At 69.4% G+C, this 19,164-nt stretch carries 12 protein-coding genes; 6 read left to right on the forward strand and 6 right to left on the reverse strand.

The features are described 5' to 3' along the window. Positions 1-147: 147 nt before the first annotated feature. Entirely contained in the window at positions 148-1,695 is a 1,548-nt protein-coding gene (locus Q0A27_RS12030; RefSeq protein ID WP_291475780.1) for a GntR family transcriptional regulator, read from the reverse strand. Between the two features lie 93 nt (positions 1,696-1,788). Here Q0A27_RS12030 and Q0A27_RS12035 point away from each other — a divergent pair, with 93 nt between their 5' ends. Beyond that, complete coding sequence (locus tag Q0A27_RS12035) at positions 1,789-5,415, forward strand: proline dehydrogenase family protein (protein WP_291475782.1); 3,627 nt, start codon at positions 1,789-1,791, stop codon at positions 5,413-5,415. 128 nt (positions 5,416-5,543) lie between these two features. On the opposite strand, the gene Q0A27_RS12040 is transcribed toward Q0A27_RS12035, so the two are convergent. Beyond that, positions 5,544-6,311 carry an SDR family oxidoreductase gene (locus Q0A27_RS12040; RefSeq protein ID WP_291475783.1) on the reverse strand — a complete coding sequence of 256 codons (768 nt, stop codon included), beginning with the start codon at positions 6,309-6,311 and terminating at the stop codon, positions 5,544-5,546. A gap of 49 nt (positions 6,312-6,360) precedes the next feature. Here Q0A27_RS12040 and Q0A27_RS12045 point away from each other — a divergent pair, with 49 nt between their 5' ends. After that, complete coding sequence (locus Q0A27_RS12045) at positions 6,361-6,666, forward strand: hypothetical protein (RefSeq protein WP_291475784.1); 306 nt, start codon at positions 6,361-6,363, stop codon at positions 6,664-6,666. 24 nt (positions 6,667-6,690) lie between these two features. On the opposite strand, the gene Q0A27_RS12050 is transcribed toward Q0A27_RS12045, so the two are convergent. Both Q0A27_RS12050 and Q0A27_RS12055 read right to left on the reverse strand, forming a co-directional pair. Next, positions 6,691-7,668, reverse strand: coding sequence for a diacylglycerol kinase (locus Q0A27_RS12050; RefSeq protein WP_291475785.1), 978 nt, complete (start codon positions 7,666-7,668; stop codon positions 6,691-6,693). Further along, entirely contained in the window at positions 7,665-9,287 is a 1,623-nt protein-coding gene (locus Q0A27_RS12055; RefSeq protein ID WP_291475830.1) for an FAD-binding oxidoreductase, read from the reverse strand. The genes Q0A27_RS12050 and Q0A27_RS12055 overlap by 4 nt, the downstream gene beginning before the upstream one ends. 262 nt (positions 9,288-9,549) lie before the next feature. On the opposite strand from Q0A27_RS12055, the gene Q0A27_RS12060 reads away from it, so the two are divergent. From Q0A27_RS12060 to Q0A27_RS12075, 4 genes are read left to right on the forward strand one after another with little or no spacing between them, the layout of a single operon-like run. After that, positions 9,550-11,253 (forward strand): glycerol-3-phosphate dehydrogenase/oxidase, encoded by a 1,704-nt coding sequence (locus Q0A27_RS12060; protein WP_291475790.1) that lies wholly within the window; start codon positions 9,550-9,552, stop codon positions 11,251-11,253. Between the two features lie 44 nt (positions 11,254-11,297). Continuing rightward, positions 11,298-11,963 (forward strand): bifunctional 2-polyprenyl-6-hydroxyphenol methylase/3-demethylubiquinol 3-O-methyltransferase UbiG, encoded by a 666-nt coding sequence (locus Q0A27_RS12065; RefSeq protein ID WP_291475792.1) that lies wholly within the window; start codon positions 11,298-11,300, stop codon positions 11,961-11,963. After that, positions 11,956-12,684, forward strand: coding sequence for a hypothetical protein (locus tag Q0A27_RS12070; RefSeq protein WP_291475793.1), 729 nt, complete (start codon positions 11,956-11,958; stop codon positions 12,682-12,684). The genes Q0A27_RS12065 and Q0A27_RS12070 overlap by 8 nt, the downstream gene beginning before the upstream one ends. A 48-nt stretch (positions 12,685-12,732) precedes the next feature. Beyond that, positions 12,733-13,137 (forward strand): hypothetical protein, encoded by a 405-nt coding sequence (locus Q0A27_RS12075; protein WP_291475794.1) that lies wholly within the window; start codon positions 12,733-12,735, stop codon positions 13,135-13,137. 13 nt (positions 13,138-13,150) lie between these two features. On the opposite strand, the gene Q0A27_RS12080 is transcribed toward Q0A27_RS12075, so the two are convergent. Then, complete coding sequence (locus tag Q0A27_RS12080; protein ID WP_291475797.1) at positions 13,151-15,739, reverse strand: acyltransferase family protein; 2,589 nt, start codon at positions 15,737-15,739, stop codon at positions 13,151-13,153. Between the two features lie 107 nt (positions 15,740-15,846). Beyond that, entirely contained in the window at positions 15,847-18,405 is a 2,559-nt protein-coding gene (locus tag Q0A27_RS12085; protein ID WP_291475798.1) for an acyltransferase family protein, read from the reverse strand. Between the last annotated feature and the right edge of the window lie 759 nt (positions 18,406-19,164).

The raw sequence follows: 19,164 nt of genomic DNA on the forward strand, positions 1-19,164 counted from the left end.
AGCAGGCGCGGCAACATTGTGCACTCTCAACACTGCCAACCAACATGAAACGTACCGGTCAAAGAGTTTTCCGGGTTCCATAGTCCCCGTCACAGCATGCATAATGTTTGAGCGGATGGGCGTTTGGCCGGGCGGGGCCCCGCCGGCTCACCCTTCAGTCAGCCGTTCCCACAGGGACACGTCGAAGCGCATCCCGGTGCGACCGGCACGGCTTGAACCCCCACCTGAACCGCTCCGGGCACCACCGCCTCCCACCTGGGATGCCGCACTCATGTGCCGCACGGCGTTGTCCAGCTTCGAGCGCCAGGTCCACACCGCAACCTCGGCGTCCCCGGTGATCAGTGCCGCCATGATCCGCCGGTCGTCGGCGAGGATGCGGGGCACCGCCTGGCCGTAGTTGAGCTGCAGCACCGAGATGAACATCTGCAGCCGCAGCGTGAGCGAATGAAAGGTCCGGGCGGACTGCGTCAGACCGGACGCCTCGGCGAGTTCCTGCTGGAAGTACAGGTCAGCCTGGTCGACCCGTTCGGCGTCCCCCCGGGTGACCGCGGCCTCGAGAGTCCGCAGGGCGGTCTGCGGGGCAAGCAGCCGATACCGCGGACGGCTCGCACAGGCCCGCAGCAGTACCGTGCCGACCTGTAGTCGGGCGGCGTAGAGGTCGATGATGTCGGCTCCGGTGACCAGCGGCAGGGAGAACACGCCGTTGCGGGAGACCAGCAGGCCGTCATCGACGAGCCGGCGCATCGCCGCGAGCACCGCCGACTGCCGTAGGCCCATATGGGTGGCCAGAACCACGCTGGTCACCCGGTCGCCGGCCGAGTACCCCGCATCGGTGATCTCCTTGCGCAGGGCGATGGCAACCTGCTCGGCCATCGAGAGTTCACCCACGACCGGTGTCGGGTAGGGCGGGGACGCCGATCGTTCTGAGTCAGAATGAGGGTCATTTCCTGCGGTCGGTGAAACTTCACCGTAACCCTGGCCGGGCCCCTCGACGACGCCCCGACGACTCCACCGCACCCCGTGGAGCCCCTGCCCCGCCCGGACCGACAGGGCGGTCAACAGGGCGCCGGGCACCGCGTCCACCGAGCGTCCGCAGGCACCGAACAATCCGGCGATCCGCGCGAGGAACACCTCCCACGACTGGCGGCCCGGCTCCCAGTACACCCGGACCGATCCCGGGCCCAGCTCCGGATCCGGGTCCGCCGAGGGCTGTTCGGCCGGGCGGTCAGCATCCCAGGCCCGCTCCAGTTCCTCGGCCCCCGGCGCACGCCAGGTGGTCGGCCAGGTGTCCGCCCCGGAGATCCGGAGTGCAGCCATGACCGCGGTGGCCCGGCGCTCGAAGGCCCTGACCTCACCGACGACATCCTCGCCACCGTCAGTGAAGTCGATACGGATCCGGGGGAAGTCGACGACAAAGGCCGCCAGCCGCAACGTCCGGCGCCCGGAAAGGCCGGACAGATCGGGCACAGTGGGGGCGCCGGGACCACCTTCCCCGTCGCCGACCCCACGGATCCGACGCATCGACCGGCTCACCAGAGGCTGACTGATACCGGTCATCATCGAGATCCGGCGGGTGGAGTACTCCCGGCTGCCGACGCGCGGCCCCGCACCGGCGAGCACACCGGCGACGATGGCGTCCGCCTGCTCCTGGATCCGGGGGCGCCCCCGATGCGGATCCTGCCGACCTTTATCCATGCAGAACAGTCTTCCACAGATTTCTGACTCATAACCCACGGTTCATTGCCCGCCCCACTTTCACCCCACCGGATTCAGCTGCAGACTGCCCCCATGAACACCAATAACTCCCAGAACGCCCAGAACGCCCAGAACGCCCGGAACGCCGCCCACACCGCCACCGCCGTCAACACCGCGGTCGACCCGGCGGACATCGCCGGCCTCGCGGAGCTCGCCGACAAGGCCACCGCGAAGGTCACCACCTGGCTGACCGCCGCCCGGTCCGACGCCACCCGTGGCAGGAACACCGGTGCGGCCAAGCGCCTCGCCGCCGTCCTTTCCGACCCGAACGGCCTCGATTTCACCGTCGGCTTCGTCGACCGCGTCGTCCGCACCGAGGACCGGGACGCCGCCGCGAAGGCCCTGGCCGACCTCGGCGAGATCACCCCGAAGACCCTCTCCTGGCTCGATCGGGCGCAGATCAGAGCAGGTTCCGTACTCGCCACGACCCTTCCACAGATCGTCATCCCCACGGCGAAGTCCCGCATCCGGCAGATGGTCGGCCACATGATCGTGGACGCCAATGACAGGCCGCTGGGCAAGGCCGTCGCCGAGCTCACCGCCGGCGGCCAGCGGCTGAACATCAACCTCCTCGGTGAGGCCGTGCTCGGTGAGGAGGAGGCCGACCACCACCTCGCCGAGACCCGACGCCTCGTCTCCCGCCCCGATGTGGACTACGTGTCGATCAAGGCGTCCTCCGTGGCGTCCCAGATCAACCTCTGGGGCTATGAGGAGTCCGTCGACTACGTCGTCGACCGCCTCGCCCCGCTGTATATCGAGGCGGCGAAGGCGCCGAAGGGTTCGAAGTTCATCAACCTCGACATGGAGGAGTACCACGACCTCCGGCTCACCATCGACGTTTTCAAACGCCTGCTCAGCCTGCCCGAGACGAAGGACCTTGAGGCCGGCATCGTGCTGCAGGCCTACCTGCCGGACGCCCTCGGCGCGATCCAGGAACTCTCCGCCTTCGGTGCGCAGCGCGTGGAGAACGACGGTGCCGGGATCAAGGTCCGCCTGGTCAAGGGCGCGAACCTGGCGATGGAGACCGTCCACGCCGAAATGCAGGGCTGGCCGAACGTCACCTGCGCCTCGAAGCAGGCCACGGACGCCAACTACAAGCGCGTCCTGCACTGGGCGCTGCACCGCGAGAACCTCACCGGCCTGCGCCTCGGCGTCGCCGGCCACAACCTCTTCGACATCGCCTTCGCCCACACGTTGTCCGTCGAGCGTGGCGTGGCTGACCGGGTCGAGTTCGAGATGCTGCAGGGCATGGCCAACGACCAGGCCGAGGCCGTGAGCCAGGATGTCGGCCAGCTGCTGCTCTACGTCCCGGCGGTGCGCCCCCAGGAATTCGACGTGGCGGTGTCCTACCTGGTCAGGCGACTGGAGGAGAACTCTGCGACGGTGAACTTCATGTCCGGCGTCTTCGACATCGCCCCGGGCAACGAGACCTTCCGCCGCGAGGAGAAGCGGTTCCGCGCCTCGCTGGCCGACCTGGAGGTGCTGCTCTCCCACGACGGCTACACCGCCCCCGGTCCGAACCACCTGCAGGACCGTGGCGCCGAGGTGCTGGAGGACGCCACCGCCGCGTCCTACGCCGACGCCCCGCTGCCCGCCTTCGCCAATGAGCCGGACACGAACCCGTCACTGCCCGCCAACCAGGCGTGGGCGGCGTCCGCCATCGCGGACGCCACCTCCGACGGTTTCCTCGACGCCCTCACCACCCCGGAATCCGTGCAGGACGCCGACATCGACCCCCTGGTGACCTCGGTCGCCGCCGCGGCCGTCGAGTGGGCTGAGCGTCCAGCGCGTGAGCGGGCGGCGATCCTGTACCGCACCGCTGACATCCTCGCCGACCGGCGCGGACACCTGATCTCGGTCGCCGCCGCCGAGGTCGGCAAGTCCGTCCAGCAGGCCGATGTGGAGATCTCCGAGGCCATCGATTTCGCCCGCTACTACGCGCACTGCGCCGAGGCCCTGGCCGAGGTCCGCAACGCGACCTTCACCCCGGACCGCGTCGTCCTGGTGACCCCGCCCTGGAACTTCCCGCTGGCCATCCCGGCCGGCGGTACCTTCGCCGCGCTGGCCGCCGGTGCCGGTGTGATCCACAAGCCGTCGAAGCCGACCCCGCACTGCTCCATGGAGATCCTCGAGGCACTGTGGGACGCCGGTGTGCCACGTGAGCTGCTGCGCGGTGTGTACCCCGCCAAGCGGTCCGTCGGGCAGACCCTCGTCTCCCACGAGGGCATCGACCGGGTGATCCTCACCGGGTCCTCGGAGACCGCCGCGATGTTCAGCTCCTGGCGCCCCGGCCTGCAGATCAACGGCGAGACCTCGGGCAAGAACGCCATCATCGTCACCCCCTCGGCCGACCGTGACCTGGCTGTCGCCGACCTGGTGGCGTCCGCGTTCGGGCATGCGGGGCAGAAGTGCTCCGCGGCGTCCCTCGGCATTCTCGTCGGCACGGTCTACGAGTCGGAGCGGTTCCTGCGCCAGCTGGTGGACGCCGCGAAGTCGATGATCGTCGACTGGCCGACGAACCTGCGGGCGACGATGGGCCCGCTCACCGAGCTGCCGTCCGACAAGCTGGAGCGTGCGCTGACCACCCTGGAGCCGGGCGAGAAGTGGCTGGTGGAGCCGCGGCAGCTCGACGACACCGGGCGGCTGTGGTCCCCGGGCATCCGGGCGGACGTGAAGCCGGAGTCCTTCTTCCACCTCACCGAGGTCTTCGGCCCGGTGCTCGGACTCATGCGCGCCGACACCCTGGAGGAGGCCATCGAGCTGCAGAACGCCACCGACTTCGGCCTGACCGGCGGCATCCACTCCCTCGATGTCGCGGAGGTGCGGCAGTGGGCGGACAAGGTGCGCGTCGGCAACGCCTACGTCAACCGCGGGATCACCGGCGCGATCGTGCAGCGGCAGTCCTTCGGCGGCTGGAAGAAGTCCTCGGTCGGCCTGGGGTCGAAGGCCGGCGGCCCGAACTACGTCATGCTCATGGGTACGTGGTCCGACGCCGTGACCAAGCCCGTCGAGGTCGGTGTGGCCACCGGTTCCGGTGCGGTGGACGCCTTCCTCGGCGCCGTGTCCCACGGTGAGCACGCCCTGTCCGCCGATGATCTGGCGTGGCTCACCACCGCCGCAGTGGATGACGCCGCTGCCTGGTCGGAGGAGTTCGGCACCCCGCGCGACCTCTCGGGCCTGCAGTCCGAGGCGAACATCTTCCGCTACCGTCCGGCGGAGGTCGTGCTGCGGGTCAGCGCGGACGCCACGGCGGTCAAGGTGGCGCGTGCCCTCGTCGCGGCGTCCCGCGCCGGTGCGACGGTCCAGGTCATCGCCGCTCCCTCGGTGTCCGCGGACGTGAACTCGGTGCTGACCGCCGCGGGCCAGCTGGGCTTCACCTTCACTGTGCTGGACGACGACACCTTCACCGCCCAGCTGCACCTCGGTGCCCTCGACGATGACGCCTCGGCCCGCGTCCGCTACGTCGGTTCGGTGCCTGCCGCCACGCGGAAGACCATGGCAGGACGCCCCGAGGTCGCTCTCCTGGATGACGAGGTGACCGCCTCAGGTCGGGTGGAGCTGCGCCTGTGGCTCAAGGAGCAGGCGTTCGCCATGACCCTGCACCGCTTCGGCAACCCGGCCCCGGCCTTCCACGCGCTGGCCACCGAGCTGAAGGGGTAGGTTCCCGGCATTCCCCCAACGGGCCAACCGTCCCCTACCGGGTTTGCGCCGACATTCAGCCCGTTCCGTGGCACTGATGGCCCGATCTGTCGGCGCAGACTCGGCGCAGACTCGGCGCAGACCTTCCCCTACGCCTTGAGGTTCTGGTCCACCGGCCGGATCATCACCGTGTCGACGTCCATGTGCGCCGGCCGGTCCGCGACCCACCGAACAGTCTCGGCGATGTCCTCGGCCTGCAGGTTGATGACGTCCTCGTACACCGCGTCCGCCTTCGCGGCGTCCCCCTTGAAGCGGTTGAGGCTGAACTCGGTCTCCACCCGGCCCGGGTCGATCTGGCAGACACGCACGCCCTTCTCCGCGAACTCGATGCGCATGACGTCACTCAGCGCGGTCTCGCCGAACTTCGCGGCATTGTAACCGGCCCCGCCACGGTAGCCCCAGCGTCCCGCGATGGAGACGATGTTGATGACCTGCGGGGCGGGCGTCCTCGTCAGTTCACCGAACAGCGCCTGCGTGACCTGCAGCGTGCCGATGACATTCGCCTCGTACATCCAGCGCCAGTCCTCGACGTCCCCGTCGACGACACTGTCGAGCCCCCGGGCGCCGCCGGCGTTGTTGACCAGCAGATCCACCCCGCCGAACTCGGCGACGCGGGCGGCCAGGTCAGCCACCGACTCCTTGTCGGTGACGTCCACCTTCACGATGTGGGTGGTGGCGTCCGGCGCCTCCTCGTTGATGCGGGACGCCACGGCCTCCAGCTTCTCCGGACGCCGCGACGCGAGGACCACGTCCCATCCGTCGACGGCCAGCGAGACGGCGGTGGCCTCCCCGATACCGGCGGAGGCTCCGGTGACAACGGCGAGGCGGCGGTATGAGGTCTGGTTCTCAGCAGTCATGTGGGCGATCGTACCGCCCGCCCCTCCGCCACCCGCTAGGCTCAGAGCCATGACCGCCCTGAGCAGCCTGAAGACCCGCACCGCGCACGCGAAGAACGTCGCCCTGACCCGCGCGCAGATCGACCGCCCGGTCCTGGCCGGCAAGGTGATCCGGAAGCTCACCGGTTCCAGCGGGAAGAAGACCTCCGGGAAGGACGCCACCTCCGCGTCTCCGGAGCACGCGGCCCACATCAGCGGGGTCGAGGCGGCGAAGCTCGCCGCCGGCGTGCCGGACGCACCTGTCACCGAGGCCCCCACCAGGACCAACGGTATCGCGGCCGCGAAGCTCGCGGCCGGCGTCCCGGCAACTCACTGACCTGCGCACTTATAGGCCGGTTCGTCAGGGCCGGGGCACGAGGTAGCGTCCTGCACCCGGGACCAGCTCGACCTCCATCGGCAACGGTGCGAAGCAGTCACCGTCAGCGTAACCGTTGATGCGCCTGCCACGCCTGTCCGTCATCTCGATGTGCACCTTCTTCGCCCGGTAGGTGTTCACGCCCTCCTCCTCGACGAAGCTGCCGTCGAAGATCTTGATGAACTTGAACGCCGCTTTCGCCCGGCCCATCCGCTCCAGCACGGTGATGTCGAGGATGCCGTCGTGGTGGTCGGCGTCCGGGCAGATGAGCATGCCTCCGCCGTAGCTCTTGGTGTTGCCCACGGCGACGAGCGTCATGTTCTCCTCGATTACCCGCGCCTCCGGGGTGTCCGGGTCGAGAACGAGCCGCGTCGGAAGGGAATGGAAGTTGAGGAACTCCGCGACGATGGACAGGTTGTAGCGCATCTGCCCCTTCGGCCAGACGATCCGGTTCGTCCGGTCACTGACCAGCGAGTCGAAACCGGCACAGGCAATGGTGCCGAACCAGTGCTCGCGGCCGGCGTCCTTCCCCTCAAGCGCGCGCATCCGCCCCAGGTCAGTGGTGGTGTAGAACCCGCGGGCGATGATATCCGCCGCCCGGCGCGGGTGCGTCGGGATGCCGTACTCACGGGCGTGGTCGTTGCCGGTGCCCGCCGGGATGATGCCCAGCGGCACACCGGACCCGGCCTGCTCCTGCAGTGCGAGGTTGATCAGCCCGTCGCCGCCGCACACCACCAGCGCGTCCACCTCCGGGTCCTCGACCATCTGCCGCGCCAGGTCACGGGCACCTTCCGGATCCGCGCCCTGGATGGTGACGACGTCGATGCCGTGCTGCGCGAAGCGTCCCCGGGCGATCTCCGCGGACAGCCCGGCACGTCCTTTCCCGGCGTGAGGGTTGGTCAGCAGTGCCACGCGCTGCAGGTCCACGTGGCCGACCTCGTAGGCCCCGTCCTGCCCGCTCATGAGGTCGCCTCAACCAGCGTGCCGGGATTCATGATCCCCGCCGGATCGAGCCGCTGTTTCACGGCCTGCAGGACGGCCACACCCAGCTCCCCGATCTCGGCGTTCATGAAGGGGCGGTGGTCGTTGCCGACGGCGTGGTGGTGGGTGACGGTGCCGCCGCTCTCGGTCAGCGCGCGGGTGACGGCGGTCTTCGCGGCGCGCCACTGCGCCACCGGATCACCCTGCTGCGCTGCGACGATGGTGAAGTACAGCGAGCAGCCCTCGGCGTAGACGTGGGAGACGTGGCACATGATCAGCGCCATCGTCCCCGACGGGTTCAGGGACGACGCCAGCGCCTCCCCGACGGCTCTCTTCAGCCGGGGGACGTTCGCCCAGTCGGTGGCGGTCTCAAGGGTCTCGCACAGCGCACCGGCGTCCAGCAGGGAGTCGCGGAGCACGGGGGCGTTGAAGCGTCCCTGCTCCCAGTGGCGTGCCGGGTCCTCGCCGACGCTCGTCGCACCGTGCGCGAGCAGCAGGTCACGGGTCTCGGAGTGGCGGGACGCCGCGTGCTCGGGCATCCCCTCGAACATGGTGATGCACATGCAGCCGGGCGGGGCCTGGGTCTCGCCGGCCTTGTCGCCGGAGGAGAGGTTGATGGAGGACTCGATCTCGTCGGAGAGCCGGATGACGGTAGGCCCGGTGCCGGTCTGTTTGACGGCGCGCAGCGCGGCGACGCCGGTCGCGAAGTCGGGGAAGGTGAAGGCCTCGTAGCGCTTGACCTGCGGCACCGGATGGACGCGCAGCCGGACGGACGTCACCACGCCGAAGGCCCCCTCCGACCCCATGACCAGTTCGCGCAGGTCCGGACCTGCCGCGGATGCCGGGGACGCCTGGCCCACCGTCATGATCCCCGACGGGGTGACCAGGGTCAGTTCGCGGACCATGTCGTCGAACCGGCCGTACCCTGCGGAGTTCTGTCCCGAGGAGCGGGTGACCGCGTACCCGCCGATCGTGGCGTAGGGGAAGGACTGCGGGTAGTGGCCGATCTGCAGGCCGTGCTCGGCGAGCTTGAGCTCGGCGGCGGGGCCGGAGAGTCCGGCGCCGAAGGTGGCGAGACCGGAGACCGGGTCGACGTCGCTGAGGGTGTCGAAGCGGGCGAGGTCGAGGCTGACGACACCGGCGTACCCGTGGCCTCCGTCCTCATGGAAGGGGGTGAGCCCGCCGACGACGGAGGTGCCGCCGCCGAAGGGCACGACAGCGATGCTGTGCTCCGTGCAGTACTGCAGCACCTTGAGGACCTCGTCATCGGTGCCCGGGGCGATGACGGCGTCCGGCGCGGAGATCTCCTGCCCCGCTGCGCCGGCCCGCCATTCCAGCAGGTCGAGGGAGGACTTGCCGCGGGACCGCGGGGCGCGCTGGGCGTCCTCGGTGGTGAGGTGGTCCGCGCCGACGATGTCGGCGAGGGCGGTGAGGTCACCCGCGTCCAGCCGGACCGGGGTGAGCCGGATGTCTGCGACGGCCACGTCCTTCGCGGCGGTGCCGCCGCCCCCGGTGACGCCCATGAGCTTGGCGAGCATTTTCCGGGTCGAGTCCCCCAGCGGTTTCGCCTCCTCCACAGCCCCCCAGAGGTTGAACTTCATCGGCGGCAGCGAGACGCCGGCGGAAGTGCCGGTCACAGCATCGTTGGTCATGGCTGTGCAGCCTACCGGCGTGCCGGACGCCGCGGGCCCGGTTCGGCGAAGGTCCGGGGACGGTCCCGGGGAAGCGCGACTCACCACCCGCCTTACCACCTGTCTTCACACCTGCTAAGTGGGGTGGTAGGTCCGGTGGCGTGCGAGACGCCGGTCGTCCGGTGAGTCCAACCTCCCCCGCGGCGTCCGCCCGGCACTTATGCTCGACATCATGCCGCATTTCGACGCCACCGCCGCCCGTCTGCACGCCGCCCGCCGGGCCCATGACCTCGCGGAGCTGCAGGCCCGTTCCGCCAACGCCGCCCAAGGCCCGGAACGGGTGGATGTCCTGGTCATCGGTGGTGGCGTGACCGGTGCGGGTATCGCGTTGGATGCCGCGACACGTGGTCTCGACGTCCTCCTCGTCGACGCCCACGACCTCGCCTTCGGCACCTCACGCTGGTCCTCGAAGCTCGCCCACGGCGGCCTGCGCTACCTCGCCAGCGGCCACGTCGGTATCGCGAAGCGTTCGGCACGGGAACGGGGCATCCTCATGGAGTCCACCGCACCTCACCTCACCCGCACGCTCCCGCAGGTCACCCCGGTCCAGGACCGCTACCCGCTGCCGGTGAACATCCTGTCCCGCCTCGGCTTCCTCGGCGGCGACATCCTGCGCGTCCTCGCCGGCACCTCCGGGAAGACCCTGCCGCGCTCCCGCACCGTGTCGAAGAAGAAGGTCATCGGGCTCTGCCCGGCGGTCGAGACCTCTGACCTGCGTTTCGGCTACGTCAACAATGACGGGCAGCTGGTCGACGACGCCCGCCTCGTCACCGCCCTGGCCCGCACCGCCGCCGGCTACGGCGCCCGCATCCTCACCTACACCCGCGCCACCGACATCGTCGCGGACGGCACCGGCGGACGCGTCACCCTCAGCGATACTCTCGACACCTCCGGCACCAGCGGTACCGGCGGCACCGGCGCGGCCGACGGCATCCCGTTCCAGGTCGAGGCGGGCGTCATCGTCAACGCCACCGGCGTCTGGGCCGGCGATATGGAGCCCCAGGTGAAGATCCGCCCCTCGCGCGGCACCCACCTGGTCATCGACGCCGACAAAGTCGGCAACCCGACCGGCGCGTTGACCGTCCCGGTCCCCGGCCACGGCACCCGGTTCTGCTTCATCCTCCCCGAGCAGCTCGGCCGCTGCTACGTCGGCATCACCGACGAGGACTACGGCTCCGACGTGATCCCGGACGTGCCCGAGGTGCCGGACTCCGATGTCCGCTTCATCCTCGACGTCGTCAACCAGGCTCTCGCCGTCGATCTGACCCCCGGCGACGTCCTCGGCGCCTTCGCCGGGCTGCGTCCGCTGGTGCAGTTCACCGAGGACGCCGACTCCTCCACCGCCGACCTCTCCCGTGAACACATCATCCTGCGCGGGAAGGACGCCTCGGGCGGCGGCGATACCGCGTGCAATCTCGTCACCGTCACCGGCGGCAAGCTCACCGAGTACCGGCTGATGGCGGAGCAGACGGTGGACCTCGTGGCGTCCATCCTCGCTGACTCGGGCATCCACGCTGGACCGTGTGTCACCGAGAACACCCCGCTGATCGGCGCGCCCGGCTCCGATGCGGCCGTCGGCATCTCGCCGGCGGATGTCGCCGGACTGCCGGCCTCACTGGTCGACCGGTTCGGGTTCGAGGCCCCGGCGGTGGTCGCCGGCGCCACCGTCGGATGCCCACTGGAGTCTGTCGGGCCCACCCGCGACATCGACGTGACCCGCGCCGAGTTCGAGTTCCATGTCACCCATGAGGGGGCGCTGACCGTCGACGATCTGCTGGACCGGCGTACCCGGATCGGCCTGGTGGACGGCGACCGGGCGGCCGCGGAGCAGACCGCCCGGGAGATCCTCGACGAGGTCCTGCCGACGCTGGTCTGAGCCGCATCTGAACCGACCCGCCGTCCTGCGGCATACTGGACCCCATGATCACCAGCTGGACCGAGGTCACTGACCGGAATCCGGATCATTCGCGCAACTACATCGCGCGGTGGGAATCCTTCGAGGCACAGGGCCGGGACATCAACGGGGAAGCACGCCTCATCGACGCCCTGGCGTCCGACGGAGACCGGATCCTCGACGCCGGGGCGGGCACCGGGCGCCTTGCCGGCTACCTTGCCGCCAGGAACGCCGCGACCGGGAACACAGGGCGCAACCTGCAGCTCACCGGCGTGGACATCGACCCTGCCCTCGTCGACTACGCCCGTGGACGCTACCCCGGCGTCGACTGGCACACCGGCGACCTCTCCGTGGACGCCGAGGTCCCGGCCGGCCCTTTCGACCTCATCGTCTCGGCCGGCAACGTGCTGGCCTTCATCCCGGACCCGGCGCATCGCGCCGCCCTCGGCGTCCTGAAGAAGCGTCTGGCCCCGGGAGGACGCCTCGTCGTCGGGTTCGGACTCGACCGCGGTCGCGACCACACCGCCTTCAGTGAGGACGCCGCGGCGGTCGGGCTGCGGATCAGCCAGGAGTACAGTTCCTGGGATCTGCGACCCCGTGCCGGTGGTGCCGGTGGTGCCGGTGGTGCCGACGCTGCACCGGACGCCGGATTCCTCGTCGCGATCCTTGAACCGGAGGTGCCCCATGAATGAGTCGGATAGCGGCGCCGGCAGTGCCGGTAACGCCGGCAGCGCTGTTGCCCAGGTCGTGTTCCGCCACGACCCGACCAGCAGTCCCCAGTGGTCCTACTACGGGATCAACGCCCCGCTGGCCGGGACCGCCGCGAAACTCTCGGAGGCGAAGTTCGCCGCCACCCAGGACCTGCAGTTCCTCTCGGGTGAGGCGAAACCCGAGATGCGCAGCTACGCAGAATGGGCGGTCGAGCAGGAGACCGAACCCGAGGCGATGCTGACCCCCGGCGCCCCGATGTTCGTGCGCACCCTGCAGGACGACGACACGAATCAGCGGCTCCACCGGCAGAATCTCGCCCAGGCCTACCTCGAGGGCATCCGTGCCACCCCGGAGATCCGCACCTCCCTGCCGGAGCTCGTCGGTGAAGACACCGCCGACGGGGCGGAGGGTCCGGCGGACGTCATCCTCGTGACCCTGTTCCCCGATGATCTGCTGGGGGACGCCCTGCTCAATCTCACCGCGCAGGACACCGTCGTCTTCTGCCTGCCGGACGGGGACTCCCTGAGTTTCCTGCCGGTCCACGGCGACGAGGTCTGGCCCACTGAGGGCCCGGGTATGCTCGAGTCGATGGGGCTCGACGAGTTCGCGACGGTGCACGACCTCATGTCAGTCAGTGACGAGGGGGACGACGGGGACAGCGGAGACAGCGGAGACAGCGGGGACAGCGGGGACGCCGTGTGACCGGTGGTGCGCTTGATCACAGAGGTGTGGGCGGCAATACTGTTGTCCATGACTTCCTCCTCGCGCACCACCACCGTCTCCCCTGCCGCCGGTCGTCACCGTGCACGCCCGGCCCGCACCCACTCCCCGATGCGTCATCGTCTCGCCGCTGTCGCCGCCGCCTCCGGCCTGGCCGCGGCCGGTCTGACGGGTGTCGCCTCCGCTGCTGACCTGCCTGCCCCCTTCTCCTCCTCCGGGGCCTCCTCCGACGCCGCGGGTGCGGCGTCCGCAGAGGGCGCCACCGGCAACACCACGATCGACGGCCTGCTCACCATGGTCGTCGGCTCCGTCCCCGAGACCGACGTCCTCGGCTCCCTTATCTCCACCGCCGGGTCCCTGGGCACCGGTAGCCTCGCCGCCGGTTCCTGGGAGGGCCTGCCGCTCTCCTCGACCCTCGGCGACCTCGCCGAATAGGACCGGGCACCCGCTAGTAGCCGTAGCCTCCGCCGCCGTAGCCGTAACCCCCGCCGTAGCCGTTGGGGTTGTAGTTGAACCCGAAGCCCAGGCCGAAGGTGTTGTCGTCGTAGCCGTCGCCGTCCATGTCGACGAACGGCGGTGCCACGGGCTCAGGTTCCGGCTCCGGTTCCGGCACGGGGGCTTCTGTCGTGGGCGCCTCCGAGGAGGTGGCGCCCCGCTCCGCCAGCAGCGAGGGATCGGACTCGACGTAGCCCTTCTCCAGCGGCTTCGCCATCCGGGTCACGTCCTTGGGCGCCGGGAGAGCCGGCTCCGCACCGGGTGCACCCTCGACCGGGGCTCCCGATGGCACGGCGGAACCGCTGATGGACCCACCGTCGTACATCTGCCGGTAGATCTCCGGGGCGAGCATCGCCGCGTAGAGGTTCGTGAAGTGCTGCGCATCGCGGTAGAGCAGGACATTGCCGACCACACCCGGGCACCGGGTCTCAGTGCACACCGCATCGGTGATGTCGATCTCCGTGACGTCGAGACCCGCGTAGGCCTCGATGGCCGGGTTCACCGGACTCATCGCCTCCGCCCGGTCGACACCGCAGTCCTTCTCCGGGTTGTCCCGCTCGTAGTCACCGTCGGCGACACAGACGCGGGCATTGCCCTGGGCACCCGGACGGTCGAGGATCCAGGGGGTGTCGCGGACACCCCAGGTGTGGATCCCGGCGTCCGACAGTCGCTTGACCATGTCGTGGTACTCCGCGGGCACCTGGTCCGGACCGTCGCCCTGGATCGTCGTCGGCCGGGTGACGGTCATGAAGACACCGTCGGTCGGCGGGTTGTCGAAGATGTAGTCCTGGGCCTTCTGGTCCCATTCCGCACACTCCGGGTAGTCACTGCCGTCCCACTTCGGCAGATCGCCCATGCCGAGGACGCAGCCCAGCTTGATGATCGGGATGATCTTGATGTGACGCTGCTTGGCGATGAGGTCGAGGGCCGGCAGGTAGTGCTCGGAGTGGGAACCACCGACGAGGTACATGGTGCGGTCGGACTCGACATCGCCGTACTCGCAGGGCTCGTCGTCCTCGTTGAACCACTTCGTGAAGATCAGGTCGGAGTGCTCGAAGTGGGCGACGCAGCCGTCCTTGAGCGTGTCCGCCATCATCGGCCCGTCATCGATCGGGTCGGGCAGGATCTGGTCGACCTCCGGCACCGGTGCACCGTCGAGCAGCGCGGCCGGGCCGGGGTACTGCTCCGGGTCGACATCGTCGACCGACAGTGCCTGGGCACGTTCGTCATTGCGTGCCTCGACCCACGGCTGGAACGCGAGAACCGCCGCGGTCAGCACGGTGAGGAGTACCGCGGCGCCGGCCTTGACCTTGCCTGAACCCGTACCGAGCGACGGGTAGAGGTAACCGCGGTCGCCGATGATCCAGGAGCGGACGGGCTTGCGGCCCTGCTGCAGCGGCTTCTCGATGTAGCGGTTCGTCAGCCAGGCAAGCACCAGGGAGACCAGGATGACGCCGAGGCCGACGGCCAGTCCACGACGGTTGCCGAGGGTGGCGGTGATGCCGCTGAGGCCACCGGCGTTGGTGACCGTGCCGGTGGCGAAGTAGAAGGTCCCCAGCGTCAGCAGCGGCCAGTGCCACAGGTACAGGCTGTAGGACATCCGGCCCAGGCTCTGGAACGGACGGGTCGACAGCAGTGCCGTGACACCCACCAGGCCGACCTCCCCGTCCGTGTCGCCCTTGACGGGGTTGCCCGCGAGGATCACCAACGCGGCACCGGCGAGCGGGATGAGCGTCAGCGGGCCGGGGAACTGCGCCGCGCCGTCGAGGAAGAGACCGGTGCCGATGATCAGCGCCAGGCCGATCAAGCCGGCCGGCCAGCGCACCCACCGGGGCACCGGACGACGCAGCAGGTAGAACCCGAAGATGCCACCGAGGCCGATCTCCCAGAAGCGGCTCAGCGGCGAGTAGTAGTTCAGGCCCTGGTCGGTGCCGTGCAGGTGGACCGCGTAGACGAAGGACGCCACGGTGGCGACCATGACCAGCGTCCGCGTGACTCGGCTGCCGGTGGGCTTGCGGAAGACCAGGCTGATGGCACCGACAACGAGAGTGATGACCAGCAGTGAGCCGAGGTAGACCTGCAGCTGCGCCGACATCGACCAGATGTGCTGGTAGAGGCTGACATCCGTGCCGATCGCCGAATAGTCCTGCCCTTCGGACGCCAGGTTGAGGTTCTGGAAGTACAGGAGGGACGCCACGGCGTCCTGCCCGGCATGCGCCCAGCGGACCTGCGCGTACACCGCGACCGCAGCCGCAAGGGTGACGGCGACAACCACCACCAGGGCCGGATAGAGGCGCCGGAAGATCCGGAGGAACGACTGCACGATCGTCAGACCGCGCGGGTCCAGCGCATTGCGGATCTGCGGGCCGAAGAAGAAGATACCGCCGATGAGCAGGAACACGTCCACACCGGAGGACACCCGGCCGACGAACACATGGAAGATCACCACGAGGGCGATAGCGAGCCCCCGGAGACCGTCGATGTCGTGGCGGTGCGTCAGCGTGCGGCGTGGAGGCACCGGCGGATCAGAGGGTTCTTTCATGGCGGATAGACAGCCTACCGGGTCCGGTGCCTATCGCCGCAATGCGGCGCGCCGTTACACGGGAACCGGGGGACCTCCCGACAGAGGCCTGGCCGCTGATCCGACCGCTAGTACGGGAGGAGGCCGGGCGGTACCTCCTGGGACTCCCCGGCATCCGGGACCTCCCCGGGATACCCGTCCGGGTACTCCCCGGAGTCGTCCCCCGGATAGTCCCCCGGGTCGTCCCCCGGGTCGTCCTCAGAAGATTCCCCGGGCTCTCCGTCGTCCTCCGGGAGGTCCTCCGCCTCCCAGGACTTGGGGATGCGGAAGACGTCCTTGGCGGTCGGTCCGGCCGCAGCGGCACCGGTCGTCCCAGCCTCCTCGACCGCCGCGACCTGTGCCGCCTCCATCTCGGCGACCGCCGCCGGGTCGAACATCTGCCGCTCCAGTTCCGGGGCGAGCATCCGGGAGAAGACATCGCTGAAGTGCTGACCGTCGCGGTAGACCAGCACATTGCCGATGACCGCCGGGCAGCGTCCGTCCCGGCACAGGGCGGCGGTGACGTCGAGTTCGGAGACGTCGAGGCCCGCCAGCGCCACCAGAGCGGGGTTCACTTCAGCCATCGAAGAGTGCTCATCGGTGCCGCAGTCCGCCGTCGGGCCACTGCCGAGATCCTCCGCGACACAGAGTCGGCCGTTGCCCTGCACGCCCGGGGCCTGCATCGCCCACGGGGTGTCGCGGACACCCCAGGTGTGGATCCCGGCGTCCGAGAACTTCTTCACCTGGTCGACGTACTCCGGCGGGGTCTGGTCCGGGCCGTCGCCCTCGATCGTCGTCGGTCGGGTGACGGTCATGAACACGCCGTCGGTGGGTGGGTTGTCGAAGATGAACTGCTGGGCCTTACCGTCCCACTCGTCGCACTCCGGGTAGTCCTCACCGTCGAGCTTCGGCAGACTCATCCCCAGCACGCAGCCCATCTTCAGCACCGGGACGATCTTGATGCCCTGCTGACGTCCGATGACGTCCAGAGCAGGCAGGAAATGCTCGGAATGCGACCCGCCGGCGAGGTACATGGTGCGCGCGGAATTCACGTCGCCGTAGGCACAGGGCTCGTCAGAGCCGTTGAAGTCGTGGGTCCGGATGAGGTCCGTGTCCTCGAAGCGGGCGTAGCAGCCGTCGGGCTGGGTACGCGGGAGCATATGTTCCTCATTCGTCGGATCCGGGCGCACCTCCACATCCTCGGGTACCGGCGCGTCCTCCAGGAACGCCCGCGGACCCGGGTACTGCGCCGGGTCAAGATTCTCGTCGTCCTGGGCCGCCAGGCGGGCGTCGTCACGGTTCTGGATCACCGGACCCGCGGCAAGGACGCCCACCGTCGCCACCACAGTCACCACCGCGACGGCGACCCCGGCACGGTGGCTCACGGCATCCTTCACGGCGGTGCGGGACGGCAGCCACGCGCGGGCGGGCTTGCGGGTCTGACGCAGCGGCGTCTCGATGTACTTCTCCGTCGCCCAGGCGAGCACCAGCGAGATGAGGATGACCGCGGCGCCGATGACCAGGCCCTTCTTCGTCCCCAGGGTCGCGGTGATGCCCTGGACACCGGTCGAGCGGTTGCCGAGGACGTCCGAGAACTGGAACGTCGCCAATGCCAGCAGCGGCCAGTGCCACAGGTAGAGGCTGTAGGAGATCCGGCCCAGCGTCTGGAACGGGGCGGTGTCCAGCAGGGCGGAGACACCCTCTGCGCCGCGACCGTCGGCGACCGGGTTACCCGCCAGGACGACCAGCGTCGCACCGGCGAGCGGGACGAGCGTCCAGGGACCGGGGAACTGGTCGGCACCGTCGAGGAAGAAGCCGGTGCCGATGATCAGCGCGACGCCGACCACGCCCGCAGGCCAGCGCGCCCAGGCCAGGCGGGTCGGGGTCTCCTTGTGGACCAGCCAGATACCCAGCAGGCCACCGAGACCGATCTCCCAGAAGCGGCTCAGCGGCGAGTAGTAGTTCCAGCCCTGGTCCGTGCCGTGCAGGTGCACCGCATAGACGAAGCTCGCGGCCGTCGCGATGACGAGCAGCCAGTGCAGCGACAGGCCCGGGAACCGCAGCGGCACCCTCTTCAGCAGCCACGCCAGCACCACGATGACGAGCAGGCTGCCGAGGTAGATCTGCAGCTGCGCCGACATCGACCAGATGTGCTGGTAGAGGCTGACGTCGCGTCCCACCGCCGCGTAATCCTGCCCCTGGTCGGCGAGGTGGAGGTTCTGCCGGTAGGTGAGGGACGCCGCGGCGTCCTCCGCGGTCTGTGCCCAGCGCGCCCGCGCGTAGACGGCGAAGCCGGCGGCCAGGGTGACCGTGACGACGACGAGCAGCGCCGGATACAGGCGCCGGAGCAGGCGCACGACCGACTGGATGAGGGTCTGCCCGGTGGGGTTCAGCGCATTGCGGATCTGCGGGCCGAAGAAGAAGATGCCACCGACCAGCAGGAACACGTCGACGCCGGAGGACACCCGGCCGACGAACACGTGGAAGACCACCACGAGTGCGATGGCGAGACCGCGCAGCCCGTCGATGTCCCGACGGTAGGGGCGACGCGTGGCGCCGGCAGTGGTTGAAGCACCCGCAGTGGCACGGGCAGTGGCGCTGGCGCGGGCGCGGGCGCGGGCGCCGCCATCGGAACTGGACGTAGTCATATAGGGAACCACCGTACCGACCCACCCCTGTCCCGATACACTCCGGACATGCTGTCATCAATGAAGTGACGGTGTCCACGGCGCAGCGTCGGTCAACACGTCCTCGTCACGGGAGCGGCCTCCGGGCCGGGCCTGGGACTGGCGACCCCTTCCCCCGACGCCGGGCCTCTGTCCTCCTCACCGGTCTCGACGATGCGCCCGCCGTGCCGGCATCACCGTCGGTGGACAGCTGGTGTTCACCGTCTCCGCGGCGGGACTGGTGAGCATGCCGGGCATGGCGACCTGCACCGCGACCACGGCGGCTCGTCGTGGCGCCGGACGGCGTGGCGGCTGTTCGGCTGGTACTCGAAGCGCTTCACCCGGCCGGGGTACCTGCTGGTCACCCGGCTGATCGGGCGGGGCCTCGTGACGAAGCGGTAGGTGGCGGCTTCCGCCGTGGGGCCGCGTGCCGCGTGCATCCTGCCCTGCGTCCTGCCCTGCGTGCGTTTCCCCTTCCTGTTTCGCCCTCACGCACTCCCCTCCCTGTCTGCGCCATCGGGTTCGGTTCAGCGCCATCCGGCTGTGACGGTTCCTCGCGAGAATCGACACAGCCGGATGGCGCTGGACACAGCCGAATGGCGTCACACGCGCGGAGCGCCTCAAGTCTGACGTTCTGAAGACGAACGCGTCACGGTGTAGTTGACTGTCACCATGACTATCGGGGGAGAGTCGGGGGCAGGGGCCCGCGATCACACACCATCAGGGCATGCACCATCAACC

Source organism: Corynebacterium sp., from assembly GCF_022712275.1.
Lineage (GTDB): Bacteria > Actinomycetota > Actinomycetes > Mycobacteriales > Mycobacteriaceae > Corynebacterium.